This is a genomic window from Streptomyces kaniharaensis (assembly GCF_009569385.1).
Lineage (GTDB): Bacteria > Actinomycetota > Actinomycetes > Streptomycetales > Streptomycetaceae > Kitasatospora > Kitasatospora kaniharaensis.
Map to the genome: position 1 here is coordinate 303769 of NZ_WBOF01000003.1, position 23753 is coordinate 327521.

Consider the following 23753-nt stretch of genomic DNA (forward strand, 5'->3'; position numbering starts at 1 on the left):
CCGTGCTGACTCCCACCTCGGGGCCAGGAGTGCTCGCCCGCCTGGAGACTCTGGTCCGCGAGGCTCCCGCCGACCGGAGCGGAGCGCTGTGGAGGCTCGCGGAGGCGGGGCGGCAACTGGACGCGAACGTGATCCGCCTGCTGCCGAACGCCGCGGTCGCCGAGCACGTGGAGCCGGACCTCGATGTCCTCATCCACGTGCTCGGCGGGAGCGGCCGACTGGAGACGGACAGCATTCCGCAGGACCTGGCGCCGGGGTGCACGGCGTGGCTGCCGCACGGTGCACAACGGTCGCTCTCCGCGGGTCCGACCGGTCTGCTCTACCTCACCGTGCACCGCCGGCGGCCCGGCCTTGCCATCCGCTCCGCTCCCGTCGGACCGGCGGGCAGCGAGGCGGCGGCTCCGCCCGGCCAGGTCTGCGCCCGCTGCGGGCGGCTTGCGGGCGAGGCGGACGCACGGTTCTGCAGCCAGTGCGGCGAGCGCCTGCCGACGGCTGCGGGGCCCGGCCGCTGAGCGCCACCAGGCCCGCGCTCGCGGTTGCGGGTGGCGGAGGCTCTCGACGGACTGGCTCTCGACGGACTGGCTCGCGACGGACTACGTGATCCGGACTACGCCCCAGGACCCGCCCCTTCGCCGACGAGGCGAGACCTTTCAGCCGAGATCCTGTTCTGAGCTCGCGCCGACCTGTTGCCGCAGCAGGACAGCCAGCAGCTCCGCCAGGGTCGGGCCACTGTCGGCGGGGTGGCGCAGTTGCTTGGCGGCGATGACGCGGTACTGGTTGGCCCGGCCGACCCGGTGGTGGGTGAGGTATCCCGCTTCTTCGAGATCGACGATGATCCGCTGGACGGCGCGCTCGGTCAGCAGGCAACGGGCGGCGATGTCGCGCACCCTGATCCCCGGGTCCCGGGCGATCTGCACCAGGACGCGTGCGTGGTTGGTCAGGAACGTCCACTGATGCCCGGCCAACGGCTGCTCTTCCACCCGTCCAGGATAGGGCGCCGGATTCGTCGAAGGAGTCAGGAAATACACGAAAGCAGATTCGCGACATCGATTCCCGATAGCCCGCATGGAACCGCCGGAGCCGGGCACACGCAGTGTCCGAACGTCCCGTTTACCCGCATGAGAGGGTCGATTCCCATGCTGCTACTCGTCCTCATCCTGCTGCTGGCCCTCATCCTGGGCGGCGCCGGATTCGCCGTGCACGTCCTGTGGTGGATCGCGCTGGCCGTCCTGGTGGTCTGGGTCCTCGGCTTCGTCTTCACCGCGGGCGGCGCCGGCGGCCGTCGGCGGTGGTACCGGTGGTGACCACCACCCACATCCCTTGCCGGGGCCGGCTGTGACCGGCCCCGGCGTCGTCGGGTAGCGCCCGGCCGGTGACGGAACGGCCCTGCACGTTCCGCCGTTGGAGTGTTCTGCCGCCGCGTGAAGGAGCAACCGGCATTGCTCGGCCGCCCTGCACGGGGGTGGCCGCACTAGGTTGCCTGGCGTGGAGGTAACCAAGGTTTCGCCTCGTGGCCGCGTCATCCGCCCATCCGGTTCTCTGCGCAGGGCAGGGGCCCTGCGCAGCACCGTCCGTACGACACGGGCCGACCGGCAGGTCGTCACGCGGGCGGAAGGCCGGAACCGATGAGCGGGCGGAAGCCGTCGGCCGGTGAACGCGCCGCGATCAGTCTGGACGGGCGGCTGCCGGTCATGGAGGGGGGCCGGGAACTGTTGCGCAAGGTGTTCCCGGACCACTGGTCGTTCCTTCTGGGCGAACTGGCGCTGTACAGCTTCGTCGTCCTGTTGCTGACCGGCGTCTACCTCACGTTCTTCTTCGATCCGAGCATGCGCGAGATCGTCTACGACGGCTCCTACCTGCCGTTGCGCGGCGTGAGCCTGTCGGAGGCGTACGCGTCGACCCTGCGCATCAGCTTCGACGTGCGCGGCGGCCTGCTGATCCGTCAGGTCCACCACTGGTCGGCGCTGCTGTTCGTCTCGGCGATCGGCGTGCACCTGCTGCGGGTGTTCTTCACCGGGGCCTTCCGCCGCCCGCGGGAGCTCAACTGGGTCATCGGCGTGACGCTGTTCAACCTCGCGCTGCTCGAAGGTTTCTCCGGCTACTCGCTGCCCGACGACACCCTCTCGGGCACCGGGCTGAGGATCGCCGAGGGAGTACTGCTCTCGGTGCCGCTGGTCGGCTCCTATCTCACCTTCTTCGCCTTCGGCGGCGAGTTCCCCGGGCACACGATCGTCCCTCGGCTGTTCAGCCTGCACATCCTGCTGGTGCCCGGCCTGCTGCTGGCCCTGATCGGGGCCCACCTGACGCTCGTGGTCGTCCTGAAGCACACGCAGTGGGCAGCACCCGGCCGCACCAACCGGAACGTTGTGGGCATGCCCTTCTTCCCGCAGTTCATGACCCGCACGCTGGGCCTGCTGTTCACGCTGAGCGGCATCATGGCGCTGTCGGCCTTCCTCGCGGAGATCAACCCGATCTGGCGATACGGCTCCTACCGGCCCGACGTCGCCGGGGCCGGCGCCCAGCCCGACTGGTACATCGGCTTCATCGAGGGCGCCCTGCGGCTGATGCCGGCCGCGGAGACCCGTGTGCTCGGGCACACGGTGTCGTGGAGCGCCTTCGTTCCGTCGCTGGTCGTGCCCGGTCTCCTGTTCGCGGTGCTGTACGCCTACCCCTTCGCCGAACGGTGGCTCGATCCCGATCCGGGCGAGCACCACCTGTGCGACCGGCCGCGCAACAAGCCCACCCGCACCGCGCTGGGTGCCGCCGGGATCGCCTTCTACGCGGTGCTGCTGATCGCCGGCGGCAACGACGTGATCGCGTACACCTTCGGTGTCTCCGTCAACACGCTCACCGAGGTGCTACGGGCGGCACTGATCGTCCTGCCACCCGTGTCGTTCATGCTGGCCCGGCGGATCTGCCTGGCGTTGCAGGCCAGGGACCGCACCCGCCTCCTGGAGGGCGACCGGACCGGCCGGATCGATCAGTCCCCCGACGGCGGCTTCACCGGCCGCCACCGCCCTGTGCGGCAGTACGAGCGCGTGGTGATGCTCGTACGCGAGGTGCCGGTGCCCCAGCAGGCCCCGGACGGGGCGCCGCGCCGGGAGCGGGTGCGGGCCGCCGTGAGCTCCTGGTTCTACGGTGACCGGGTCGAACTACCCGCCACCGAACGGGAGCTGGAGCGCGTCGCGGGCGTCCTCACCGCCCCGGCCCACCCCCGCACTCCGGCAGAGCGACCTCCTCGGCCGACCACGACCGGCCCGGTCCGTCGTCTGGTCCGCAGGATCATGCGTCGCCGTCGTCGCGGTACTGGAAGATGAAGCCGAACACCGCCAGTGCGAGCACCAGGCCGCCGAGGACGATCAGCCACCGGGCGAACACCAGGCCGAGCGCGAAGATCGTCACACCCACCGCCACGAGCACCGGGTATCCGCTGCGGGCCGGGAAGAATCCCACCGGCCCCGCGGTCTCCGCGATCTCGGCCTCCTTCCGGTCCTGAGCCCGCCCGCCGCCCCGCCGGTGATGCTGGACGAACCAGAACAGGGCGATCAGCCCCGACATCAGGAACGCCACGGTCAGGATCGCCTTTCCGGCGGGGTCCCGGGCCCAGAGTCCGTACACGAGTCCCGTGCTCGCGAAGAACACCGTCATGATGCCGAACAGCCACCCCTCGGCCTTCATCGCGCACTTCCCCGCTCGCCCGGGCCGCCGGGCGGCACGTCGGCGGCGCTTCCCCGGGACTCGGCGGGAGCCACCTCCGGGTGGTGCAGGTCGAACGCCGGCGACTCGGAACGGATCCGGGGCAGCACACGGAAGTTGTGGTGCGGCGGAGGGCTGGACGTGGCCCATTCGAGCGACCGGCCCCAGCCCCACGGATCGTCCTCCGTGATCCGGGTGCCGTGCCGGGTGGTGGTCCAGACGTTGTAGAAGAACGGCAGGTTGGAGATCCCCAGCAGGAACGCCCCGGCCGAGGCGAGCACGTTGAGGGCCGTGAATCCGTCCACGTCCAGGTACGTCGCGTAGCGGCGCGGCATCCCCTGGGCCCCCAGCCAGTGCATCACCAGGAAGGTGGCCTGGAATCCCACGAACAGGATCCAGAAGTGCACCTTGCCGAGCCGCTCGTCGAGCATCTTCCCGGTCAGCTTCGGCCACCAGAAGTAGAAGCCGCCGAAGGTGGCGAACACGACCGTCCCGAACAGGACGTAGTGGAGGTGGGCCACCACGAAGTAGCTGTCGGTGACGTGGAAGTCGATCGGCGGCGCGGCCAGCAGCACCCCGCTGAGCCCGCCGAACAGAAAGGTCACCAGGAACCCGATCGACCACAGCATCGGTGTGTCGAAGGACAGCGAGCCGTTCCACATCGTGCCGATCCAGTTGAAGAACTTCACCCCGGTGGGCACCGCGATGAGGAACGACATCATCGAGAAGAACGGCAGCAGCACCTGCCCGGTGACGAACATGTGATGCGCCCACACCGACATGGACAGGGCCGTGATGGCGATCGTCGCGCCGATCATCCCGTAGTAGCCGAACAACGGCTTGCGGCTGAACACGGGGATGATCTCGCTGACGATGCCGAAGAACGGGATCGCGACGATGTAGACCTCAGGATGGCCGAAGAACCAGAAGAGGTGCTGCCAGAGGATCGCCCCGCCGTTCGCCGCGTCGAAGGCGTGTGCGCCGAACTTCCGGTCCGCTTCCAGGCACAGCAGCGCCGCCGTGAGTACCGGGAAGGCCAGCAGCACCATGATCGACGTGAACAGCACGTTCCAGGTGAAGATCGGCATCCGGAACAGGGTCATGCCGGGTGCCCGGAGACAGGTGATGGTGGTGACGAAGTTGACGGAGCCCAGGATCGTGCCGATACCCGCCACCACCAGGCCGAACGACCACAGGTCGCCGCCCGCCCCTGGCGAGAACACCGGTCCGTTCAGCGGCGCGTACGCGAACCAGCCGAACGCGGGCGCCCCGTACGACGTGAGGAAGCCGCTCACGACCAGCAGCCCGCCCAGCAGGAAGGCCCAGTAGGTGAAGGCGTTCAGGCGGGGGAAGGCGACGTCGGGCGCCCCGATCTGCAACGGCATGATCGCGTTGGCGAACCCGGCGAACGTCGGGGTGGCGAACAGCAGCAGCATGATCGTGCCGTGCATGGTGAACATCTGGTTGTACTGGTGGTTCGACAGGAAGCCCGTGTCGGGACCCAGCAGCTGAGCGCGCATCAACAGCGCCAGCACGCCCCCGAACAGGAAGAAGCCGAACGCCGTCGCCAGATAGAGGTTCCCGATCACCTTGTGGTCCGTGGTGAACAGCCATCGCAGCACCGTGCTGCCCTGGTGGAGCCGGACCTGGGCACGCCGCGACGCGGCGGTCGAAACACTCATGGAACCTCCGCGACGGAGCCGATGACGCACCCCCGAAGACGGCTCCGGCACGTCGCCCTCCCGAGCGGATCACAAGCCCTCGCACGCCAATCGCGACCCTAGCGGTGGCCGGCCCGCCCGCCGGGCTGCCACGCTGCACGACCCTCGACCGGCCGACATCCGGCGACGCCCACCGCGGCTCCGGCAGCCGTGGACGCGCTGCTCCGCCACGCCGATCGGGCGGCCGACGTCATGGGTGGAGGGCATTCTGAGCGCCGGTCATGAGCCGAACAGCCGGCGGGCACCGCGGTGTCAGTGCGGTCCGCCCGGGGTCAGGAAGTCCCGCAACCGTTCGACGAGCGAGCGCTCGGGTGGCGGCAGGCGGTCGGCCGGGCGTGCCTTCGGGAGCTGGCGGTGGGGACGCCCGGAGGAGAGCTCCTTGGTCTCGCGGGCGCGGGCGGCCAGGACGCGCAGTTCGCCCTCGGTGGCCACGGCGCGTACGGCCGGGAAGAGCCGGGCCTCCTCGTCGCCGGCGTGCCGGGTGACCTCCTCGGCCAGGCGGGCCACCAGGCGGTCGAAGTGCGGCGACCCGACACGGATATGACGGAGTTCGCCCAGGAGGGCCTCCACCGCGTGGTGGTCGGCGAGTTCACGTGCCACCACCGCCGGTCCGTCGGCCAGCCGGTCACGGGCGAGCGGGTAGAGGTGTTCCTCCTCGGCGCGCGCGTGGCGGACCAGTTGGTCGGCCACGAGGTCGGCCAGTTCCTTACGCTGCGGGTCCCCGCTGGGCAGGCCGCTGAGTTCGCTGAAGTGGAGCAGCACCGACTGGTGGTCGGCGGTGAGCTGGTCGAGCAGGTCTTCGTCGTGCACGATCGTCTTCCTTTCCGGTCCACGGGGCGCCGGCCTCCGGACTGCGGTCAGCCCTCCAACGCGTCGGCGATGCGGTGCAGCATGCCGGCGCCGAGCGGACGGCGCGGCGCGGTCTCGCGCACGGCCTGCATCCGCTCGCCCATCTCCCGGAGCTCCTTGCGGCCGAACGCGGCCCGGACCTTCGGGAACCAGGTGCCCTCCTCCTCCTCGATGTGACGCTCGACGGCATCGATCAGGACGGCGGTCTTGGCGTCGTAGCCCTCGTCGTCGGGGCTCATCCGGCTCAGCTCCTCGCAGAGCAGGTCGGCGACGTGGTGCTCCTCCTTGGCGCGGTCCATGTCCGCGGCAAAGCCGGGCACCTCCTGGCGGATGCGGGGGTAGACCAGTTCGTCCTCCAGGTAGGTGTGGACGGTCAGCGCCTCCACGATCTTCTCGACCGTCTCGCGCCGCGCTCGGTCGCCGCCGCGCCCGTCACCCCCTGCGAGCCCCCGGTACTCGCGGAACAGGCGGCGGACTTCCTTGTGGTCCTCCCGCAGCAGGACGATGGCATCGTTCGACATCACTCGTCTCCTTTGGTCGACGGCTTCCCCGCCCGACCGGGCGTGTCCCCGGGCGGCCCCCGGCCAAACGCCGGGCCACGGCCCTCGGCAGGACTGGCGCCGCCGGTTCCGGGCATCCGCCCGGTACGTCCCGGTTCCGGAACGACCACCGGGACCGCCAACGTCACCGAGGCTGGACGGGCGATGCGCGATGCGACCGCCGGAGGGACCGGCGACGGCGGAATGGGCCTGATCGACGACCTGGCCCTGCTGACCGCGCTCGCGACCGGAGACCTCGACGTCTACCTGCGGTACTCGAAGGGACCCCGGGCGGACCGGGCCGGCAGCCGGGACTACGAGGCCGACGTCCGGCTGCCCGGCCTGTCCGTGACGTCCCTGCGGCCGGAGCCCTGGTGGCCCCGCCCGGCCGCCGACTGGGTGGCCCGGCGGGTCGTGAAGTACGCGGATCTGGCAGCGAGTTGCCCGACCGGCGGCCGTGGGTGCTGACCGGCCGGGTGGTCGGCGTCGGACCGGACCACGAGCCGCTGATCGCCGACCCGCTGCCACTCGCCTGGCTCGCTCCCGAGGTCCTCGACGAGGCCGCACGGCGCTACCGCGCGCGGTTCACCCCGGGCCGGGACTCCACCGACTGAGTTTCCCGGCCCTGCGCCCGGGCAGCCGCCGAGTCATGGACCACTCACGCGCACCCGTCCTCGACGCCCTCGGCGCCTACCACGAGGAGGGCCGGCTGTCGTTCACGCCGCCCGGCCACAAGCAGGGCCGGGGCGCCGATCCACGCGTCCGGGCCGTCCTCGGCGACGCCCTGTTCCGGGCCGACGTCCTCGCGACCGCCGGGCTCGACGACCGGCGCTCGACCAACCAGGTGCTCCAGCAGGCCGAGGAGCTGATGGCCGATGCCGTCCACGCGGACCTCACCTTCTTCTCCACCTGCGGCAGTTCGCTCTCCGTCAAGGCCGCCATGCTCGCCGTGGCCGGGCCCGGGGAGCGGCTGCTCATCGGCCGCGACGTGCACAAGTCGGTCGCCTCCGGGCTCGTCCTCTCGGGAGTGCACCCCGTCTGAGTGGACCCGGAGTGGGACCCTCGGCTGCACTTCGCCCACCCTCCGTCGGCGCGGGCGTACGCCAAGGCCCTCGCCGAGCATCCCGAGGCGACCGGAGCCCTCATCACCAGCCCGACCCCCTACGGCGGCTGCGCGGACCTCGCCGGTACCGTCCAGGTCTGCCACGACCGCGGCCTGCCGCTGATCGTGGACGAGGCCTGGGGTGCCCACCTGCCGTTCCATCCGCGCCTGCCGGCCTGGGCGATGGACGTGGGAGCGGACCTCTGTGTGACCTCGGTGCACAAGATGGGCGCCGGGCTGGAACAGAGCTCGGTGTACCACCTGCAGGGCGATCTCGTCGATCCCGCCGAGCTCAAGGCGCGGGCCGACCTGCTCGGCACCACCAGCCCCTCCGTGCTGGTGTACGCCGCACTGGACGGCTGGCGGCGCCAGATGGTCGAGCACGGCCGCGAGCTGTACGACCACGCCCTGCGGCTGGCCGGCACGACCCGGCAACGGATCGCGCTGATCCCGGGACTGCGGCTCTACGGCCGGTCCGAGTTCTGCGCGCTGCACCGGGCAGCGGACTTCGACCCGCTCCAGCTGGTCATGGACGTGGCGGCACTGGGCACCGACGGTTACCAGGCGGCCGACTGGCTGCTGGCCCATCACCGGATGAACCTCCACCTCGCCGACCACCGGCGGATCAGCGCGCAGCTCAGCCACGCCGACGACCGCCACACGGTCGGCGCCCTCGTCGCCGCGCTCCGCGACCTCGTCGACCACGTCGGCGAGCTCCGGCCCGCAGCCGAGATCGACGTCCCCGACCCGGCCGAGCTGCGGCTGGACCAGGTGCTGTCGCCGCGCGAGGCCTTCTTCGGCGCCACCGAGGCGGTGCCCGTGACGCAGGCGGCCGGACGGATCGCCGCCGAGGTACTGACGCCCTACCCGCCGGGTGTACCGGTCGCCCTGCCCGGCGAGCGGCTGGACCGCGCGGTGGTCGACTACCTGCGTTCGGGCGTAGCCGCCGGGATGGTCGTCCCGGACGCCGCGGACGAGACCCTGGACTCCTTGCGCGTCGTGGCCGCCTGATCCCGCCGCCGACCGGTCGACTGCCGTCGGTGCGTTATCCGGGGCGCGAACCGGGCAGGCGCACCCCTCGCCGGTCCCCCACGCACCTTCGGACGGAGATGGCCATGAACGGCGCGGAAGGGTTCCCGAGCGCGCTTCGCGCCGAGCACAGGACCATGGAGGCCCTGATGCGACGGCTCGACTGCGCCCGCGCTCACGGCGGACCCTCCCCCGACGAGGAGCTGCGGCTGCTGACTTCCCTGCGCCTGCTGCTAGACGCCCATCTCGCCGCCGAGGAGGACCACCTGTATCCGCTGGTTCGCCGGTGCCTCCCGTCCGGCGGTGCTCTCGCGGACGCCGCCGCCCGCACCCACGCCACGATCCGCCGGCTGCTCGACCGTGCGACGGACACGCGGCTGGCCTCCCTCGATCGCGGCCGCTCGGCCGCCGCGCTGCTGGTCGTGCTCCGCGCCCATCTGCGCGGTGAGGAGGAGCGGCTCTTTCCCGCGCTGCGCGCCCGTGTCGCGCCGGAGGAGCTGCGGCGGTGCTCCCGGCGCCTGCGCCAGGCCCGGCCGCCGAGGCCGGGAGAGCCGGTCTGGGAGCTTCCGCCCGGTACCGGGGCCATCGCCGCGGTCCGGGACCACCTCACCGGGCACGACACCTCGTTGCGCCGGGACTCGCCATGAGCGGCGGCCTGCCGGCCCGTCGGCCGTTTGGCGCTCCGCACGGCGGCAACCCGCAGGAGTATGGCATACCTCGGAGATCCCGTACCGACCGTTCCGCAGCCCCGCCCGTCCGGCGACAGCACGGACCGGTCCGGACCGTGGCTGTTCGCCTGTCCCGACTGCGTCGCGGCTGACGGCCCGGCAGGTGCCGTGCTGTTCGGCCGCGACGGCACACTCATCCAGGACGTCTCCTGCAACGGCGATCCCGCCATGGTCCACCCGATGGCGGGGATCCGGGCCGCCCTCGCGGCGTTGCGCGGGGCCGGCTTCGCCCTCGGCGTGGTGAGCAACCAGCCGGGCGTCGCGCGCGGTCTGATCGGGCGTGGGCAGGTCGAAGCCGTCCAGGCCCGGGCCGAGGCACTGCTGGGGCCGTTCGACGTATGGGCGGTCTGCCCGCATGGATCGCACGACGGCTGCCTCTGCCGCATGCCCGCCCCCGCCCTGCTCACGGCCGCCTGCCGGGCACTCGGCCTGCCGCCCGCCCGGGTCACGGTGATCGGCTGCAGCGACGCCGTGATCGCCGCCGCCCTGGCGGCCGGTGTCCACGCGATCCGGGTCCCCGAGGCCGCACGACCGGCAAGCGGGCCGTGCCCGCCCTGCACCCTGACGAGCTGCCGCGCCGCGGACGGCCCGGCGCAGGCCGCCGATCTGCTGCTGCACCTTTGACTCCCGCCGTCTCGGCACCAGAACGCGCGGCCGCCCCGACCCCCCAGGACGGAGAACGCCCACCGCCGCACGCCGGCCCGTCGCTCGCCGATGCGCAGGCTGCGGGTCGTGACGAGGACGATCGGGACGAGCCGGAGCCCCCCGCCGCACCGTGAGGGAAGAACCGTGGCAGAGTCCAGAACCATCACCGTGTTCGGCGCCACCGGTCGTCAGGGCGGTGCCCTGGCCGGGGCGATCCTCACCGAGCCGGAGGCCGGGCTGACGGTCCGCGCGGTCACCCGTCACCCGGAGTCGCCCGCCGCACGGGCGCTCCAGCAGAGTGGCGCCGAGGTGGTCCAGGCCGACATGGACGACCCGCCGAGCCTGGAGCGGGCGCTCGACGGGGCCTACGGCGCCTACCTCGTGACGAACTTCTGGGAGCACATGTCGGCCGAGCGGGAGAAGGCCCAGGCTGCTGCGCTGGCGTTGGCGGCCGAGCACGCGGGCATCCAGCACGCGGTCTGGTCGACCCTGGAGGACACGCGCGAGTGCATCCCGCTCGACGACGACCGGATGCCCACCCTCCAGGGCCGCTACAAGGTGCCGCACTTCGATGCCAAGTCCGAGGCCGATCGCTACTTCACCGACGCCGGGGTGCCGACCACGTTCCTACGTGCGACGTTCTACTGGGAGAACCTGCTCGGCCGGTTCGGCCCCGTGCGCGGCGAGGACGGCGCGCCGCCGTGGCCGGGTAGCCCCGCTCGGCGCGGGTTCGTTCTTCCGATCAGTTCCCGCCCTGGGCCGTAGCGTGCCCGCCACTCGCGGGCGCGGGCGTTGTGCCACTCGACACCCTGCTGGGCCTGGCGCTCGGAGAGGCCGCACAGCTGGGCGACCGTGCTGAGCGGGACGGGCTCGTCGTGGCCGGCGAGTGCTCGGCAGACCTTGGCGGCCCACTGTTCCTCGGGGACGAAGGGCCGGCGGCGGTACTCCTCGATCAGCGCGGCCAGGTGGTCGACGGAACAGGCCGTGAGCACGCGTTTGCCGTCCAGGTCCGGGTCGGTGGCGTGCAGGGCGGAGGAGTCCGGCACGAGCGCGCTGAGCAGGTCCGCGCCGACGACGGCCTGGCCGCAGTGGTCGCACAGATCGAGCGTTTCGGCGTCGAAGCCGAACCGGTCGTCCGACGGGGGTCCGATGTCCTCCATGCCGCGCGTCTACCCCATGCGACCGGGGTCAACCGGGCCGGAGCGAACGCGGCCCCGGCCCTGAGGACCAGGACCGGGGCCGTGGGCGGGCCTGCCCGGAGGCGGGCTCAGCCGGGGCTGATCCGGCCCCGCCAGCCGCCCTCCTCCCGGCCGCGCTGCTCGATGAACTCCTTGAAGCGCTTCAGATCCCCCTTCACCCTCCGGTCGACCATGCCCAGCATGTCGCCGGCCTTCTCGGCCATGCCCTCGGGCCGGAAGTCGATGGCCATGTTGACGCGGGTGTGCCGGTCGTCGAGACGCTGGAAGGTCACGACGCCCTTCTGCTCGACGTCGCCGTCCGTGGTCCGCCAGGCGATGCGCTCGTCAGGCAGCTGGTCGACGATCTCGGTGTCGAACTCCCGGGTGACCCCGCCGATGCTGGTGCGCCAGTGGTTGTGGCGGTCGTCCAGCTGGGTCACCGAATCGACGCCCTCCATGAAGCGCGGGAACTCCTCGAACTGCGTCCACTGGTTGTAGGCGGTGTGCAGCGGCACACCGACGTCGACCGATTCCTTCACCATGCTCATCCGGGGCCTCCTCGCGGGTTGCGGCCGGGCGCTTTCCCGGCCGACCGCGCGTCTGCCCGCTCAGCGTGGGCGTAACCATCCCACCGGGCCCGGCCCGGTGGCCGATCGGGACGCCCCGGGGTTGCATGGAGTGACCGAGTCCCCAGCGATCCGGAGGTTGTGCCGTGTACGAGATGTGGGCCGAGCACGACCCGGCGGTCTCCCCGCCCGCCGTGGTGTGGCACGTGGTGGCGAAGGACGACGCGACGGCGTCCCTGTGCGGGCGGTTCCTCGAACCGTCCCAGCGTGTCGTGCCCCCGACCGACGGTACCGGCCCGGCGTTGCCGGACCGGTACTGCGATCCCTGTCTCGTCACCGTCCGCGAGGCGATGGCGGCGACCGACGGTTGACATCCGTCACGGCAGTGGCACTGCCTGCAGGCAGGGGTGCCGGCTGCCGCCCGCGGGAGCGGTGAGGACGTTGGCCACCTCGCCGAAGATCTCGACCCGGAGGTCGCCGTCCACGTTCTCCCAGACAAGGCCTCCACCGGGCCCCACGGCGTCGGTCGCGTGAACGACGACGACGGACAGCGGAGCGTGCCCGCCGATCGGGCCGGGTAGGGTCACCGCATAGCGGCGATTGAGGCTTCTCATGACAGGCCTCCTTCTCCCCACCCTCTGGCTGAATTGTCCTCCCCACCTGGCTCCTTGTACACGAGTAGTGGGAACCGGGGGCTTCGTGACCAGGCCAGAACGGTGATCATTTCGACCAGCATGGCCGAGACGGCCAGGGCCGGCAAGACGATCAGGAGCGCGGGCCGGACGTCCGGGCGGTCAGCCCGCCAGCACGGTGACCGGCTCCAGGGCTCCCTCCACCAGGGAGCGGGCCACGTCGGCCACGCCGGTGCCGGAGCGGCGGGCGTGTGAGCGGAGCACCTCGAAGGCGGTGTCCATGTCCAGCCCGCCGGCCTCGGCGAGCACGCCCTTCGCCCGTTCGATGGCGGTCCGGTCCACCAGCGCGGTGCTGATCTCCTCCGCGGCGGTCTGCTCCCGTCCGTGCTTGCGCTGGAGCAGGGCGATCACGGCGAGGTCGGCGAGCGGCTGGACGATGTCCGGGCCGTCCTGGCCCGGCTCGACCCCGGTACGGACGTCGAAGACGTTCAGCGCGCCCACGGTCCGGCCGTCCAGGCGCAGTGGTACCGCGCGCACCGAACGGAAGCCGAGGGCGAGCGCCTGAGGGACGAACCGGGGCCAGCGATCCTGCGCTTGGCCGAGATCCCGTTCGACGACGGGCTCGCCGGTGCGGTGGCAGTCCAGGCAGGGCCCCTCGCCGATCGCGATCTGCAGCGCTGCCAGGTGGCGGACCCGGTCGCCGGAGTAGGCGATGTCGCGCAGGTTGCCGCGGCGGTCCGCCACGACGAGACCGCAGCCCGCCGTCCCGCTGAGTCCCGTGCAGACCTCGGTGAGCCGGTGCAGGAACTCGACGGTGTCGTAGCCCGGTCCGATCAGTGTCTCGGTGAGCCCGGCGAACGCCTCGTTCACGCGGGCCTCGCGCGTCATGGCAGCCTCCATGTCCCCTCGAGGCCAGGCTACGCCCGCCCCCTGCCCTCGGTCATCCGTCATCGGTCCTCCTCCGTGAAGCGCAGCCGCCGCCGCACCACGTCACGCGCGACCTGGTCGATCTCCTGGTCCTGCGCGAAGGCGTGGGCGCGCAGCCGGTCCAGGGCCTCCGTGGCGGACACGCTCAGTTGCACCATGATCATGCCGACCGCCTGGTCCACCTCCACGCCGTTGAGCGGCGGATCGTCCAGCCAGGGTTGAGCCGGTACGTCGCCGGACGGCCCCATGAACGAGCCGACGATCGCGAGGGTCACGGTGGTCGCGGCGACCTGGATGTCGGCGACCTCCTCGGTGCCGGGGACACCCGGATCGGAACGGTAGAGGCTCAGGACGCCGATGCTGGAGGTTCCGAGGTGGAGCGGTGAAACGTAGACGCTGCGCAGCCCGTGGTGGACGGGAGCGGCCGAGGCGAGGTCGACCGTCAGCACCGGCCAGCGCATCTCGGCGGGCGACAGGAGATCGGCGACCGACACCGGGCGCCGGCTGCGGAAAGCGTCCACGCCCGGGCCTTCGCCCAGGCTGAACTGCCGCTCCTCCATCCGCCGGGCGCGTCCGTCGCTGGCCCAGACGCCGGCGCGGTGGCCGGTGTCGGCCATCAGCGTGATCGCGGCGGCTTCCACGGTCAGGGCCTCGACGCAGGCGAGGCAGAGCCGTTCGGGCAGGGACGGTCGGCCCGGGCCGTTGACGGCCTCGGCCATGATCTGCGCGATCCGCGTCAGATCGGCCATCTCCGCGCCTCGTTCTTCTTTCGTCTCCCGCCGCCCTCGGGCGGTGGCTGGTTGTCGTGGTGGTCACACCACGTCACATCGCGTCGCAGCGTGATCATCGCAGTATAGGTGCCGGAGGATGGCCGGCCGCGACCTGACGGCCCCGTCGCCGCCACGGCTCGTCCATCGATGCGCGTCTACCCGGATCGGCTCGTCACACACGGCCGGAACCGGGTTTGGAGGGGCCGGTGCCCGGCTAGCCGACGGGTATGGACACCACATCTCTGCACACCCGCCCGTGGTCCCGGCGCCTGCGCGGCGCGCTGGACGCACCGGCGCACTGGGAAATCCTGGACATCCCGGCCGGGCCTCTCGCCGACGCGGTGGAATCCCTTCCGCTCGGGCCGTACCGCGACGCGCTGCGTGGCGTGTGGCTCGGCCACCCCCTCCACCCGGCTCTCGTCCAGCTGCCGCTCGGCTGCTGGATGTCGGCGGGTCTGCTGGACTTCACCCCGGGCGGGCGCCGGTCGGCCGACGTCCTGGTGGCGGCAGGACTGCTGACCGCCGGGCCCGCCGCGCTCGCCGGCTGGGTGGACTGGGCCCGGCTCGACCCGCCCCGCCGCCGCACCGGCCTGGTCCACGCCACCGCCAACATCACCGGTGTGCTGCTGTACGCCGGTTCGCTGCTGGCCCGCAGCCGAGGGCGCCGTGTCCGCGGCCGGGTGCTCGGCCTGGCCGGGCTGGCCGCCGTCTCGGCGGGGGCGGCGCTCGGTGGGCACCTGTCCTACCGGCAGGCCGCCGGCCCCGACCGCGCGGCCGCGGTGCCCCGGTTGGCACCGGCGGACTGGGTCGGGCTCGGCCCGGTCGAGAACTTCCCGGTCGGGGAGCCCACCCGCAGGATGGCGGGCGAACTGGCCGTCGTCGTGGTCCGGGACGGGGAGCGCTGCCATGTGCTCGCGGAGCGCTGCGCCCACCTGTCCGGTCCGCTCTCCGAGGGGACGGTGGCCGACGGCTGCCTGCGCTGCCCGTGGCACGGCAGCGAGTTCCGGCTGCGGGACGGCGAGGTGGTGCAGGGACCGGCCACGGCGCCGCAACCGGTGTTCGAGACCCGGGTGCTCTCGGGGCACCTGGAGGTGCGGCTGCCCGGGGCCGGCTGACCGGCCGTCCCCGGCACGCGTCCCGCCTCCGCGGGCGCGGGCAGCCGCCCGGGAGCACCGCAGGAGGAGGCATGACCGCCGTCGTCCCACCGGCCGATCACGCCGTCCCGGAGCACCCGTACGGCACCGGGATCCGGGTGGCGGCCGTCCCCGCTGGACACGTGTACGTGCGGTACCTGTCCTCGAGGTGTGACCGCGGAATCTACCCGGGCTGCCCGCCCGGGCCTGACGGGTGTGACGGGCCTGACGGGTGTGGAGGGCGCCACACGGGGCAGCCGCCCGGCATGCTGCTGATCAGACCGCCGGGCGTGTACGCGCCGCAGGGCGACACCCACTTGCTGGTCTCCTGTGTGTGCCGCGAGCCGCTGCACGCCTCCAGCCGCGTGCTGGACCTCTGCACCGGGACGGGCGCCGTCGCGCTCGCGGCCTCGGGGAAGGGGGCACAGGTCACGGCGGTGGACCTGTCCGCCCGAGCGGTCGCCACGGCCTGGCTCAACGCCAGGCTCCACCACCGCCGGATCCGGCTGCGCCGGGGCGACCTGCTGGCTCCGGTGGCCGGGCAGCGCTTCGACCTGATCACCGCCAATCCGCCGTACGTCCCGGCCGGGACCGGCACGAGCGCGCCGGGCTGCGGCGCCGCACTGGCCTGGGACGGCGGACCGGACGGGCGGCTGCTCCTGGACCGGATCTGCCGGACGGCCCCTCGCCTGCTGGCCCGCGGCGGCGTGCTGCTTGTCGTGCAGTCCTCGCTCGCGAACGTGCCGGCCACACTCACGACGCTGCGTGCCGCCGGACTGCGAACGACGGTGGTGGCCCGCAGACGGCAGGCCTTCGGGCCGGTGATGACGGCGCGTGCCACGCTGTTCGAACGCTTGCGGCTGATCGCGCCGGGCGAGCGCGAGGAGGAGCTGGTGGTGGTGCGCGGTGTCCGGGAACGCTGACCGGGCCGCGACCCGGATCGTCGTCGTCCCGGGCGGTCCCCTGCTGATCGAGGGTCCTGTCGAGATCGTTCTGCCGGACGGCACGGTCCGGGTCTGCGAACGCCCGGTGGTGGCGCTGTGCGCCTGCCGCCGCAGCCGTCGCTACCCGTTCTGCGACACCAGCCACCGGCGGCGCGGCCGTCCGGGCGGCGACTCAGGGACGGCCGTCCGGCAGGGGTGAGCGCAGGGACGTGCGTCCGGCCCGCCAGTGGCCGAGCAGGTGGTCGGCGAAGCGGCCGTCCACCACCTCGGCGGCGGCCACGCCGAAGGCGATGTCCGGCTCCAACTCCGGCTCAGCGGCGACCAGTTCCTCGATGACTCCGCGGCGGACCAGTTGCTCGTGGACGGCGTCCGCCTCGACGTGTTCGCGGTAGAACAGGGTGCCGTCGGGCCCGCCGCCCAGCCGCTCCAGCGCGTCGGCCAGGCGGGCGGCTCCTGGTGAGGAGGTGACCTCGATCGTGGCGAACTGCCCGACGGCCGCGCCGCGCAGCGCCCGGTGCAGGCCGAAGAGCATCATCAGGTTGACCGCAGCCAGGGACGGCGCGGGAACCAGGTCCAGGTAGTGCCCGTAGCCGGGATCGAGGCCGAAAGCAGCCATCATCCGGGCGAACAGCAGGGCATGGGCCCGCTCCGGGCGCCCGGCGCCGTACTCGTCGTACGCGATCGCCATCAGCACCGCCTGCGCGGGCCCATGGATCCTCGGCAGCACCCACACCTGCGGGTCGGCTTCCTTGAGGTGGTAGACCGAGCGGTGCACCAGGTACTCGCGGGCGTGCCGGCGCTCGCCCTCGGCCAACAGGAAGTGCGAGGGACCGGTGCCCTCGGACGGCTCCACCAACAGCCGCCCCAGCGCGTCGGACAGCGGCCGCACGGGCTCCGCCTCGGCGCGCACCGCGGCAAGGAAGGAGCGCTCCAACGCGCGCCGCAGGGCCAGCAGTTCGGGCTCCCACTCCCAGCCAGGGTGGACACCCGGCAGGCCCCGGTCGTGGAGTTCGTAGCAGAGGTACAGCGCGAGCTGGTGGTCCTCGCCCCACGGATCGGTGAAGGGGCCGGGCGGTGCGAGCAGCCGTCCGGCGCCGGGCGGTCCGGCCGTCACCAGGCCCAGGACCGCCTCCGACAGCGGCCCGCGCGGGCCGAACAGGCCGCTCATCGTCCGCTCCAACAGCCCTCGGTACAGCCGCACCGCCGTACGCCTGCTCCCCGTCGGTCCATCGTGCCCGCCTCCCTCGCAGGGCCGTCCCCCGATCCGCCGGTGCGGCTTCCCCGTACGGGCGCCGCCTAACGCCCGGGGCGCAGCCGTACGGCGAGCAGGCAGCTGTCGTCGGCGGGGTTGGGCCCGCCGAGGCGGGTGGCGATGTGGTCGAGGCAGTCCGCCAGATCGGATGCGGCGCATTCCTCGGCCGCGCGCAGGAGGTGGTCCGGACGGCCGGTGCCTCCGCGGCGGTTCAGCAGGCCGTCCGTCCAGAGCAGCACGGTGTCGCCGGGCCCCAGTGGCAGCACGGTGTCGCGGAAGCGGGTCTCCGGCAGCGCTCCGAGGACGCTGCCGGTCGGCCCCTCGGTGAGGGCAGCGGCGCCGTCCCGCATCACGGCCGGTGGCAGGTGCCCGGCCGCGCTCCAGGTGAGCGCCCGGGCGGCGGGGTCGAACAGGCCGCACAGCACGCTGGCGATCCGGTGGCTGCCCTGGTGGCAGAGCATGGCGTTGAGCCGTCCGAGCATTCCGGCCGGGCCCTCGCCCGTGTAGCAGAGGCCACGCAGGGCGTGCCGCAGTTCCGACATGCCCACCGCGGCGGTGAGACCGTGGCCGCTGACGTCCCCCACGGCGAGCAGGACCCGGTCGTCCGGCAGCTCGGCGAGGTCGTACCAGTCGCCGCCCACCCGGGGGCGGTCCGCGGCGGGCAGGTAGCGTGCGGCGTGGTCCAGACCGGAGCGGGACGGCTCCGGCTCGCTCGGCGCGGCCATGAGGGCCGTCTGCAGGGTCCGCGTCGTGCGGTGTTCGGCGGCGGCCCGGCGCCGCTGCTCGGCGAGCCGGGCCCGCATCCCGGCCATGACCTGCTCGGTGCGGTGCCACTCCGTGACGTCCTGGAGGACGCCCCGCACGGCGCGCAGGCGGCCGGTGCCCGGATCGACGACCGTCTCCGCGGTGATCCGCACGGTGCGGGCGCTCGAGTCCGCCGGCCCGACGTCGAAGTCCAGGGCCGCCGATCGCCGCCCGCCCAGCAGCCGACCGGCGAACAGCCGGACGGCGGCGCGGTCCGGCGGGCTCACGCACGCCAGCGCCTCGGCCGAGGTGACCGGGCTCGTGCGTCCGGAATCCAGACCGAGCAGCCGGAGCGCCTCGTCCGACAGCTCGACGCCCCGCGACCCGGCAGTCCACTGGAAGCTGCCGACGCCCGCCAGCCGCTGCACCTCGCCGAGCCGGGCCGCACGCTCCGCGGCGCCGTTCCGGGGCCGCCAGGTGAGCAGCACGCCGTCGAGGAAGGGCACCGCCCGCACCGAGAAGATCACGGCGCTCCCCGCGCCCGTGAAGTCCTCGGCCCAGCCCTCGTACCGGACGCCGGTGGCCACCGCGTCCAGGATCCCGGCGAAGGCGCCGGTCGCGACCAGCCCGGGGAAGAGCTCGCTGAGCCGACGGCCGACCGTCGGGCCCGCAGCGGCCCTGGCGTTCGCGTAGCCGACCCGCAGGTCGGTGATCGCGCCGGCGCTGACGCCCTCGCGGACCGAGGAGAGCACGAGCACCGGCTCGAACATCGCGTCCAGGACGTCCCGGAACCAGTACTCGCCGCCCGGCACCACCAGCCCCGGCTCGGTGCTGTCGGCGGCGGTGACCCGCAGCAGGTGTGCCGCCACGAGGCCGGCCAGCGCGTCCAGGTAGCGGGTGGCCGCGCGGGCCCGGTCGGCCGGGCCGCCCCAGCCGAGGCTCATCGCCCCGATGATCCGGTCGCCGCGGCGCAGCGGCACGGCGCAGGCGATCCGGCCGGGGACGATCCGGCCGGTCTCGGGCGGCCGGCCGCCGACGTCGTCGGGGTCGAACTCCCAGACCAGGCCGCCGCCATGCGCCGCCGTCACCAGCGGCACCCCGACCTCCGGCGGAATGCGCTGCCACTGGCTGATCCGGCGGGACTCCACCCCGTGGCTGCCGACCAGCACGAGGGCGCCGTCGGGTTCCAGCAGGCCCAGCACCACGGCGACGACGCCGAGTGGCGCCATCGCCACCTCGTGCAGCAGCCGGGCCAGTTCCTCGGGCGTGTCGGCGCTGGCCAGGGCCGAGGCGGCCAGGTGATAGCGGGCAGCCAGGCCGGGGACCGGGGTGAGGGGCGCCGAACCCGGCGGCGCCGGGGTGGGCGGATGCGGCGCCGGGCGGGTCTGCTCGACGGCGCGGGGCGGAACCTCCTGGTCGCCCGCGGTGTCCTCGATCGGCACCGCGAGGCCCACCAGCCCGGCCGCGATGTCCGCGAGTCGGCGGTTGGTGTCCTGAGAGAGCCGCACCAGGTGGCCGAAGGCCTCGTCCGGCGTGCAGCCGAGCCGCTCGGTGAGCATGCCCTTCGCCTGTTCGATGACGCCCCGGGTCCGCATCGCCCGGCGCAGCCCCTCCGCCTCGGCGCGCAGCCGGTCCACGGCCTCCCGCAGTACGGCCGTCTCGTCGACGCGGGCAGCGCGGTCGGAGGTCGGGTGCTCAGGCACAGGCCGCCGCCACATCCGGGTAGAGCGGCAGCACCGCCGACACGCCGCTGAGCTCCACCACGTCCCGGACCCTCGGCACGGCACCGGCCAGCCGCACCGCACCCCGCCCGTCGCGCGCCCGCCTGGCCGCGCTCAGCAGCGCGTTGAGGCCGGTGGAGTCCACGAAGCCGACGGCGGCGAGATCGACGACCACGCGGGCCTCTCCACCGTCCACCAGGGCGTCGAGCAGCCGCCGGACGTCGTGCGCCGCGAAGTCGTCGAGGTCCCCGCTGAGCGCGATCACCGTCCAGCCGTTGACCTGCGGGAAGTCCTTCATCTGGGTCACTCTCGCCCTTCGGCCCGGCCGCTCGCCGGTGAGCCCCGGGCCCTTCTCCAGGCTAGGTCCGGGAGGCCACTCGGAGCGAACCTGTCCGTCGAGGGGTGGTAGCCGTCGCCTCGGCGGGCAGACGCACCACGCGGGCCCGGCCCGGCGCGTCCTCCGGGCCGTCCCGCGCTGGAGGGAGGATGGCATGAACCGGGTCGAACGAACCCTGCGCTCGCTGGACCGCTTCCAGCAGCGCCACACGCCGACGGCCGTGGTCTTCGGTGTGGTCAAGAAGTACGGCGACGACCGCGGCGGACTGCTCGCCGCTCTCATCTGCTACTACGGGTTCCTCGCGCTCATCCCGTTGCTGCTCCTGCTCAGCACCGCGCTCGGCTTCGTCCTGCACGGCCGCCCCGGCGCGCAGCGGGCCGTGCTCGATTCCGCACTCGCCGACTTCCCGATCATCGGCGACCAGCTCCGCCAGAACGTCCACTCCCTGCAGGGCAACGGCCTCGCCGTGGCCATCGGCGCGCTCGGCCTCCTCTACGGGGCGCTCGGCATCGCCCAGGTGCTCCAGCACGCCATGGCGGAGATCTGGAACGTCCCGGGCGTTCGGCGGCCGGGCTACTGGCCGCGCCTGGTCCGCAGCCTCCTGCTGCTGGCCGTTCTCGGCACCGGGCTGCTGCTGGCCACCGCAACGGCCTCGCTCGTGGCCACGTCGCTGACCGGACTGCCCGCCCGCATCGGCGGCCTGCTCGTCTCCGCGATGCTCAACACCGCCCTGTGCCTGGGTTGCTTCCGCGTGCTCACACCCGGCGGGATCCCGACCCGCGCCCTGTGGCCCGGCTGCCTGCTCGCGGGACCGCTCTTCACCCTCCTCCAGGCGTTCGGATCCGTCCTGGTCACCCACGAACTGCGCCACGCCGGTCAGGTCTACGGCTTCTTCGCCACGGTCATCGGCCTGCTGTTCTGGCTCTACCTGGCCGCGCAGATCACGGTGTACGCCGCCGAGGCCAACGTCGTGCTCGCCCGGCACCTGTGGCCGCGCAGCCTGCGCCAGCCGCCGCTCACCGACGCCGACGAGCAGGTCCTGGAGTCGGTCGCGCGGCAGGAGGAACGCCGGCCCGAGGAGCAGGTCGAAGTCGCGTTCACGGACGGCGACACGGCTCCGCCCGACCAAGCCGAACAGGCCGAACAGGCCGAACAGGCCGACGGTGGCAAGACCGACCGCCGCTCCGGCCCGGAGCCGTGACCGTGGACAGAAGAGCGACAGCCTAACTCCCAACGCCCTTGGCAGGTAACGGCGTTGGTCCGCTCCTCGAACCAGTTCGACGGTGTGTCGATTCACGCACGTCCCGGGTACGTGACCCGCGGCCCTCGATAAAATGGGCGCGTCGAAAGCGTCTTCTACGGGGTACCGGGAGCCGTCCCGCCGGTTCTGAACCGGACCAGCCGATCGATCTGGGAGGGCGCCGTCATGGCCGCACAGATCACCTACCGGCGAGTCTACGAAGAGTCGTCGCCGCAGGACGGGCAGAGGGTGCTCGTCGACCGGGTCTGGCCTCGCGGCCTGCGCAAGGAGGACGCACACCTGGACGAGTGGCTTCGAGACGTCGCCCCGTCGACCGAACTGCGCCGCTGGTACAGCCACGAGCCGAGCCGCTTCACCGAGTTCCGCCGCCGCTACCGCGCCGAGCTGCGGGACGCCGCACACCACGAGGCCGCCGGGCACCTGCGCGACCTCGCCTCCCACGACAGGCTCACGCTCCTGACCGCCACCAAGGACGTCGACCACAGCCAGGCCGCCGTACTCGCCGAGTGGCTGACCGGGAAGAAGCAGTGATCGACGCTGCAACAGCGACGGCTCGGACGGGACGGATCTCCAGGTATGGTCGTGCCCCGGCGGCGCGACCTACCTGGCCTACGGCCACCGACACATCTGCCCAGCCTCAGGGCCTTGCGCCGGACAGTCAGGACGCGGCGCGCAGACGCTTTCGGCCGGCCTTCTGCACAGCGCTCTGGAGTTCGTCGCGGTTCATGGTGGAGCGGTGCGGTATGTCCAGGTCGGTGGCCCGTTCGTACAGCTCCGCCTTGGTGAGCCGGTCGAGGTCCTCCTTGGCGGTGATCCGCTTCTTCGCCGTGGGTGCGGCCTTGGCGGTCTTCGCCGACGTGCTCTTGGTGCCGGTCGCGGCCTTGGGCGTGCGGCTCGTGGCTCTGCGGCTCTGCTTCCGCCCGCCGGCGGCGGCCGGCTCGGCCTCGCCCTTGCCGCCCCGGGCCCCCTCCAGGCTGCGGCGCAGGACGTCCATGAGGTCGACGACGTTGGTGGCCTCGGCCGGCGGGCCCTCGGAGACGGCGATCTCGCGGCCGGCGGCCTTGTCCTCGACGAGCTTGCGGACCTGCTCGGCGTAGGTGTCGCGATAGGCGTCCGGATCCCAGTCGACTTCGAGCATGCCGATCAGTTGCTGGGCCGTGTCGAGTTCCTTCGCGGTGAGTTTCACGTCCTCGCCCGGCAGGCTGTCGATCTCCCTCCTCGGGTCGCGGACCTCGTCGGCGAAGTGCATCGTGTGCAGTTCCAGCAGCCCGCCGTCGGCCCGCACGGCCGTCAGGTACTCCTTGCCGCGCATCGCGAACATCGCCAGCCCGGCCCGGTTCGTCCGCTCCAGCGACGTCGCCAGCAGCGCGTAGATCTTCGCGTACTCCGGCGAGCGCGGCCCGAGGTAGTACGTGCGGTCGAAGAAGATCGGATCGACCTGGTCGAGGTCGACGAACGCGGAGATGTCGATCGTCTTCGACCGGCCCGGCGAGATCTGCTCCAGCTCGTCCGGCTCGACGATCACGTACTCGCCCTCGGTGAGCTCGTACCCCTTGACGATCTCCCCGAACGGGACTTCTCTGAACTAAGCGAGCAAAGGGGCCTGACGGCGTGTCGCCGAGAGTGGCAGACTGGCGGCCATGGCGAACATGTTGATCAAGGACCTTCGGGTCATCTCTCACGGCCTTCCCGAAGACGTCACACTGTGGCCCCATATTCCTTGCCCAACATGTAAAAGGAAAGGCCTTACGCTGGTCGAGAACTCTCTAGTCAGGGAGGAGTCAAAAGACAGCGAGTCGCTGCACTCGGATCCCAATTGGGAGCCGGATTGTATTTCGGGCGCCTTTCACTGCATCTTGCAATGCAATGGCCGATCCTGCGAGATTGTTCGAGTCGTCGGGGCGATGAGCTATGGATATAAGTCAACCATATCCAGCTATGAGGAATCCCCGTACTGCGAGTTTTATAACCCGACTCAC

At 72.4% G+C, this 23753-nt stretch carries 24 protein-coding genes and 3 pseudogenes; 14 read left to right on the forward strand and 13 right to left on the reverse strand.

Annotated elements, in window-relative coordinates; translation table 11 throughout:
* Positions 1-5: 5 nt before the first annotated feature.
* On the forward strand, positions 6-512 hold the full coding sequence (locus tag F7Q99_RS32525) for a cupin domain-containing protein (RefSeq protein WP_153469452.1): 507 nt from the start codon (positions 6-8) through the stop codon (positions 510-512).
* Between the two features lie 138 nt (positions 513-650).
* On the opposite strand, the gene F7Q99_RS32530 is transcribed toward F7Q99_RS32525, so the two are convergent.
* Positions 651-980, reverse strand: a complete 330-nt coding sequence (locus F7Q99_RS32530) for a helix-turn-helix transcriptional regulator (protein WP_326847415.1) — start codon at positions 978-980, stop codon at positions 651-653.
* A 156-nt stretch (positions 981-1136) separates the two neighbouring features.
* Between F7Q99_RS32530 and F7Q99_RS32535 the strand changes: the two genes are divergently transcribed.
* Together F7Q99_RS32535 and qcrB are read left to right on the forward strand one after the other, a co-directional pair.
* The gene (locus F7Q99_RS32535; protein ID WP_153468333.1) at positions 1137-1304 is read left to right on the forward strand and encodes a hydrophobic protein; all 168 of its coding nucleotides are present in this window, start codon (positions 1137-1139) and stop codon (positions 1302-1304) included.
* A 321-nt stretch (positions 1305-1625) separates the two neighbouring features.
* Positions 1626-3317, forward strand: a complete 1692-nt coding sequence (qcrB, locus tag F7Q99_RS32540; protein WP_153468337.1) for a cytochrome bc1 complex cytochrome b subunit — start codon at positions 1626-1628, stop codon at positions 3315-3317.
* Here the strand turns inward: qcrB and ctaF are convergent.
* The 4 genes from ctaF to F7Q99_RS32560 all read right to left on the reverse strand — a co-directional run bounded on the left by ctaF (position 3283) and on the right by F7Q99_RS32560 (position 6787).
* Positions 3283-3678, reverse strand: coding sequence for an aa3-type cytochrome oxidase subunit IV (gene ctaF, locus F7Q99_RS32545; protein WP_153468340.1), 396 nt, complete (start codon positions 3676-3678; stop codon positions 3283-3285). The genes qcrB and ctaF overlap by 35 nt on opposite strands.
* A complete protein-coding gene (gene ctaD / locus F7Q99_RS32550; RefSeq protein ID WP_153468343.1) occupies positions 3675-5378 on the reverse strand; it encodes an aa3-type cytochrome oxidase subunit I in 1704 nt (567 codons plus the stop codon). The genes ctaF and ctaD overlap by 4 nt, the downstream gene beginning before the upstream one ends.
* Before the next feature lie 291 nt (positions 5379-5669).
* On the reverse strand, positions 5670-6227 hold the full coding sequence (locus F7Q99_RS32555) for a hemerythrin domain-containing protein (protein ID WP_195911349.1): 558 nt from the start codon (positions 6225-6227) through the stop codon (positions 5670-5672).
* A 47-nt stretch (positions 6228-6274) separates the two neighbouring features.
* The gene (locus F7Q99_RS32560; protein ID WP_153468349.1) at positions 6275-6787 is read right to left on the reverse strand and encodes a hemerythrin domain-containing protein; all 513 of its coding nucleotides are present in this window, start codon (positions 6785-6787) and stop codon (positions 6275-6277) included.
* A gap of 222 nt (positions 6788-7009) precedes the next feature.
* Between F7Q99_RS32560 and F7Q99_RS32565 the strand changes: the two are divergent.
* The 5 genes and pseudogenes from F7Q99_RS32565 (at position 7010) to F7Q99_RS32585 (ending at position 11074) form a co-directional block, all read left to right on the forward strand.
* Positions 7010-7419: pseudogene (locus F7Q99_RS32565) on the forward strand (DUF6098 family protein).
* 35 nt (positions 7420-7454) lie between these two features.
* Positions 7455-8918: pseudogene (locus F7Q99_RS32570) on the forward strand (aminotransferase class I/II-fold pyridoxal phosphate-dependent enzyme).
* A 104-nt stretch (positions 8919-9022) separates the two neighbouring features.
* Entirely contained in the window at positions 9023-9583 is a 561-nt protein-coding gene (locus F7Q99_RS32575; protein ID WP_195911350.1) for a hemerythrin domain-containing protein, read from the forward strand.
* Positions 9584-9643: 60 nt separating this feature from the next.
* On the forward strand, positions 9644-10288 hold the full coding sequence (locus F7Q99_RS32580; protein ID WP_153468355.1) for an HAD-IIIA family hydrolase: 645 nt from the start codon (positions 9644-9646) through the stop codon (positions 10286-10288).
* A gap of 165 nt (positions 10289-10453) precedes the next feature.
* Positions 10454-11074 (forward strand): NmrA family NAD(P)-binding protein, encoded by a 621-nt coding sequence (locus F7Q99_RS32585; protein ID WP_407697898.1) that lies wholly within the window; start codon positions 10454-10456, stop codon positions 11072-11074.
* Positions 11075-11576: 502 nt separating this feature from the next.
* On the opposite strand, the gene F7Q99_RS32590 is transcribed toward F7Q99_RS32585, so the two are convergent.
* Positions 11577-12035, reverse strand: coding sequence for an SRPBCC family protein (locus tag F7Q99_RS32590; protein WP_153468361.1), 459 nt, complete (start codon positions 12033-12035; stop codon positions 11577-11579).
* Between the two features lie 164 nt (positions 12036-12199).
* On the opposite strand from F7Q99_RS32590, the gene F7Q99_RS32595 reads away from it, so the two are divergent.
* On the forward strand, positions 12200-12424 hold the full coding sequence (locus F7Q99_RS32595; RefSeq protein ID WP_153468364.1) for a hypothetical protein: 225 nt from the start codon (positions 12200-12202) through the stop codon (positions 12422-12424).
* Positions 12425-12430: 6 nt separating this feature from the next.
* On the opposite strand, the gene F7Q99_RS32600 is transcribed toward F7Q99_RS32595, so the two are convergent.
* The 3 genes from F7Q99_RS32600 to F7Q99_RS32610 form a co-directional block, all read right to left on the reverse strand.
* Positions 12431-12667, reverse strand: coding sequence for a DUF6296 family protein (locus F7Q99_RS32600; RefSeq protein WP_153468367.1), 237 nt, complete (start codon positions 12665-12667; stop codon positions 12431-12433).
* 180 nt (positions 12668-12847) lie between these two features.
* The gene (locus F7Q99_RS32605) at positions 12848-13573 is read right to left on the reverse strand and encodes a GAF and ANTAR domain-containing protein (protein WP_195911351.1); all 726 of its coding nucleotides are present in this window, start codon (positions 13571-13573) and stop codon (positions 12848-12850) included.
* 59 nt (positions 13574-13632) lie between these two features.
* Positions 13633-14361 (reverse strand): GAF and ANTAR domain-containing protein, encoded by a 729-nt coding sequence (locus F7Q99_RS32610; protein WP_153468373.1) that lies wholly within the window; start codon positions 14359-14361, stop codon positions 13633-13635.
* A 248-nt stretch (positions 14362-14609) separates the two neighbouring features.
* Between F7Q99_RS32610 and F7Q99_RS32615 the strand changes: the two genes are divergently transcribed.
* The 3 genes from F7Q99_RS32615 to F7Q99_RS32625 all read left to right on the forward strand — a co-directional run bounded on the left by F7Q99_RS32615 (position 14610) and on the right by F7Q99_RS32625 (position 16658).
* Positions 14610-15497: a Rieske (2Fe-2S) protein gene (locus tag F7Q99_RS32615; protein WP_153468376.1), complete on the forward strand. Its 888-nt coding sequence runs from the start codon at positions 14610-14612 to the stop codon at positions 15495-15497.
* Positions 15498-15781: 284 nt separating this feature from the next.
* Positions 15782-16438 (forward strand): HemK2/MTQ2 family protein methyltransferase, encoded by a 657-nt coding sequence (locus tag F7Q99_RS32620; RefSeq protein WP_153468379.1) that lies wholly within the window; start codon positions 15782-15784, stop codon positions 16436-16438.
* On the forward strand, positions 16422-16658 hold the full coding sequence (locus F7Q99_RS32625; protein WP_326847416.1) for a CDGSH iron-sulfur domain-containing protein: 237 nt from the start codon (positions 16422-16424) through the stop codon (positions 16656-16658). Before F7Q99_RS32620 ends, F7Q99_RS32625 begins: the two co-directional genes overlap by 17 nt.
* Here the strand turns inward: F7Q99_RS32625 and F7Q99_RS32630 are convergent.
* The 3 genes from F7Q99_RS32630 to F7Q99_RS40610 all read right to left on the reverse strand — a co-directional run bounded on the left by F7Q99_RS32630 (position 16632) and on the right by F7Q99_RS40610 (position 20474).
* Positions 16632-17627 (reverse strand): iron-containing redox enzyme family protein, encoded by a 996-nt coding sequence (locus tag F7Q99_RS32630; protein WP_153468381.1) that lies wholly within the window; start codon positions 17625-17627, stop codon positions 16632-16634. The genes F7Q99_RS32625 and F7Q99_RS32630 overlap by 27 nt on opposite strands.
* 128 nt (positions 17628-17755) lie before the next feature.
* Complete coding sequence (locus F7Q99_RS32635; RefSeq protein ID WP_195911352.1) at positions 17756-20158, reverse strand: SpoIIE family protein phosphatase; 2403 nt, start codon at positions 20156-20158, stop codon at positions 17756-17758.
* Positions 20151-20474, reverse strand: coding sequence for an STAS domain-containing protein (locus tag F7Q99_RS40610; RefSeq protein ID WP_195911353.1), 324 nt, complete (start codon positions 20472-20474; stop codon positions 20151-20153). Before F7Q99_RS40610 ends, F7Q99_RS32635 begins: the two co-directional genes overlap by 8 nt.
* Before the next feature lie 193 nt (positions 20475-20667).
* Between F7Q99_RS40610 and F7Q99_RS32645 the strand changes: the two genes are divergently transcribed.
* Both F7Q99_RS32645 and F7Q99_RS32650 read left to right on the forward strand, forming a co-directional pair.
* On the forward strand, positions 20668-21714 hold the full coding sequence (locus F7Q99_RS32645; protein WP_153468391.1) for a YihY/virulence factor BrkB family protein: 1047 nt from the start codon (positions 20668-20670) through the stop codon (positions 21712-21714).
* Between the two features lie 225 nt (positions 21715-21939).
* Positions 21940-22305 carry a DUF488 domain-containing protein gene (locus F7Q99_RS32650; protein ID WP_153468394.1) on the forward strand — a complete coding sequence of 122 codons (366 nt, stop codon included), beginning with the start codon at positions 21940-21942 and terminating at the stop codon, positions 22303-22305.
* 127 nt (positions 22306-22432) lie between these two features.
* On the opposite strand, the pseudogene ku reads toward F7Q99_RS32650, so the two are convergent.
* A pseudogene (ku, locus tag F7Q99_RS32655) lies at positions 22433-23341 on the reverse strand (non-homologous end joining protein Ku); the annotation flags it as partial.
* Between the last annotated feature and the right edge of the window lie 412 nt (positions 23342-23753).

Excerpts from the sequence above, each read along its gene's own strand:
- F7Q99_RS32645 (WP_153468391.1), top strand. The coding sequence starts at position 20,668 with ATGAACCGGGTCGAACGAACCCTGCGCTCGCTGGACCGCTTCCAGCAG.
- F7Q99_RS32580 (WP_153468355.1), top strand. The coding sequence starts at position 9,644 with ATGGCATACCTCGGAGATCCCGTACCGACCGTTCCGCAGCCCCGCCCG.
- F7Q99_RS32650 (WP_153468394.1), top strand. The coding sequence starts at position 21,940 with ATGGCCGCACAGATCACCTACCGGCGAGTCTACGAAGAGTCGTCGCCG.
- ctaF (WP_153468340.1), bottom strand. The coding sequence starts at position 3,678 with ATGAAGGCCGAGGGGTGGCTGTTCGGCATCATGACGGTGTTCTTCGCG.
- F7Q99_RS32610 (WP_153468373.1), bottom strand. The coding sequence starts at position 14,361 with ATGGCCGATCTGACGCGGATCGCGCAGATCATGGCCGAGGCCGTCAAC.
- ctaD (WP_153468343.1), bottom strand. The coding sequence starts at position 5,378 with ATGAGTGTTTCGACCGCCGCGTCGCGGCGTGCCCAGGTCCGGCTCCAC.
- F7Q99_RS32605 (WP_195911351.1), bottom strand. The coding sequence starts at position 13,573 with ATGACGCGCGAGGCCCGCGTGAACGAGGCGTTCGCCGGGCTCACCGAG.
- F7Q99_RS32615 (WP_153468376.1), top strand. The coding sequence starts at position 14,610 with ATGGACACCACATCTCTGCACACCCGCCCGTGGTCCCGGCGCCTGCGC.
- qcrB (WP_153468337.1), top strand. The coding sequence starts at position 1,626 with ATGAGCGGGCGGAAGCCGTCGGCCGGTGAACGCGCCGCGATCAGTCTG.
- F7Q99_RS32560 (WP_153468349.1), bottom strand. The coding sequence starts at position 6,787 with ATGTCGAACGATGCCATCGTCCTGCTGCGGGAGGACCACAAGGAAGTC.
- F7Q99_RS32590 (WP_153468361.1), bottom strand. The coding sequence starts at position 12,035 with ATGAGCATGGTGAAGGAATCGGTCGACGTCGGTGTGCCGCTGCACACC.
- F7Q99_RS32600 (WP_153468367.1), bottom strand. The coding sequence starts at position 12,667 with ATGAGAAGCCTCAATCGCCGCTATGCGGTGACCCTACCCGGCCCGATC.
- F7Q99_RS32620 (WP_153468379.1), top strand. The coding sequence starts at position 15,782 with ATGCTGCTGATCAGACCGCCGGGCGTGTACGCGCCGCAGGGCGACACC.
- F7Q99_RS32535 (WP_153468333.1), top strand. The coding sequence starts at position 1,137 with ATGCTGCTACTCGTCCTCATCCTGCTGCTGGCCCTCATCCTGGGCGGC.
- F7Q99_RS32630 (WP_153468381.1), bottom strand. The coding sequence starts at position 17,627 with ATGAGCGGCCTGTTCGGCCCGCGCGGGCCGCTGTCGGAGGCGGTCCTG.
- F7Q99_RS40610 (WP_195911353.1), bottom strand. The coding sequence starts at position 20,474 with ATGAAGGACTTCCCGCAGGTCAACGGCTGGACGGTGATCGCGCTCAGC.
- F7Q99_RS32575 (WP_195911350.1), top strand. The coding sequence starts at position 9,023 with ATGAACGGCGCGGAAGGGTTCCCGAGCGCGCTTCGCGCCGAGCACAGG.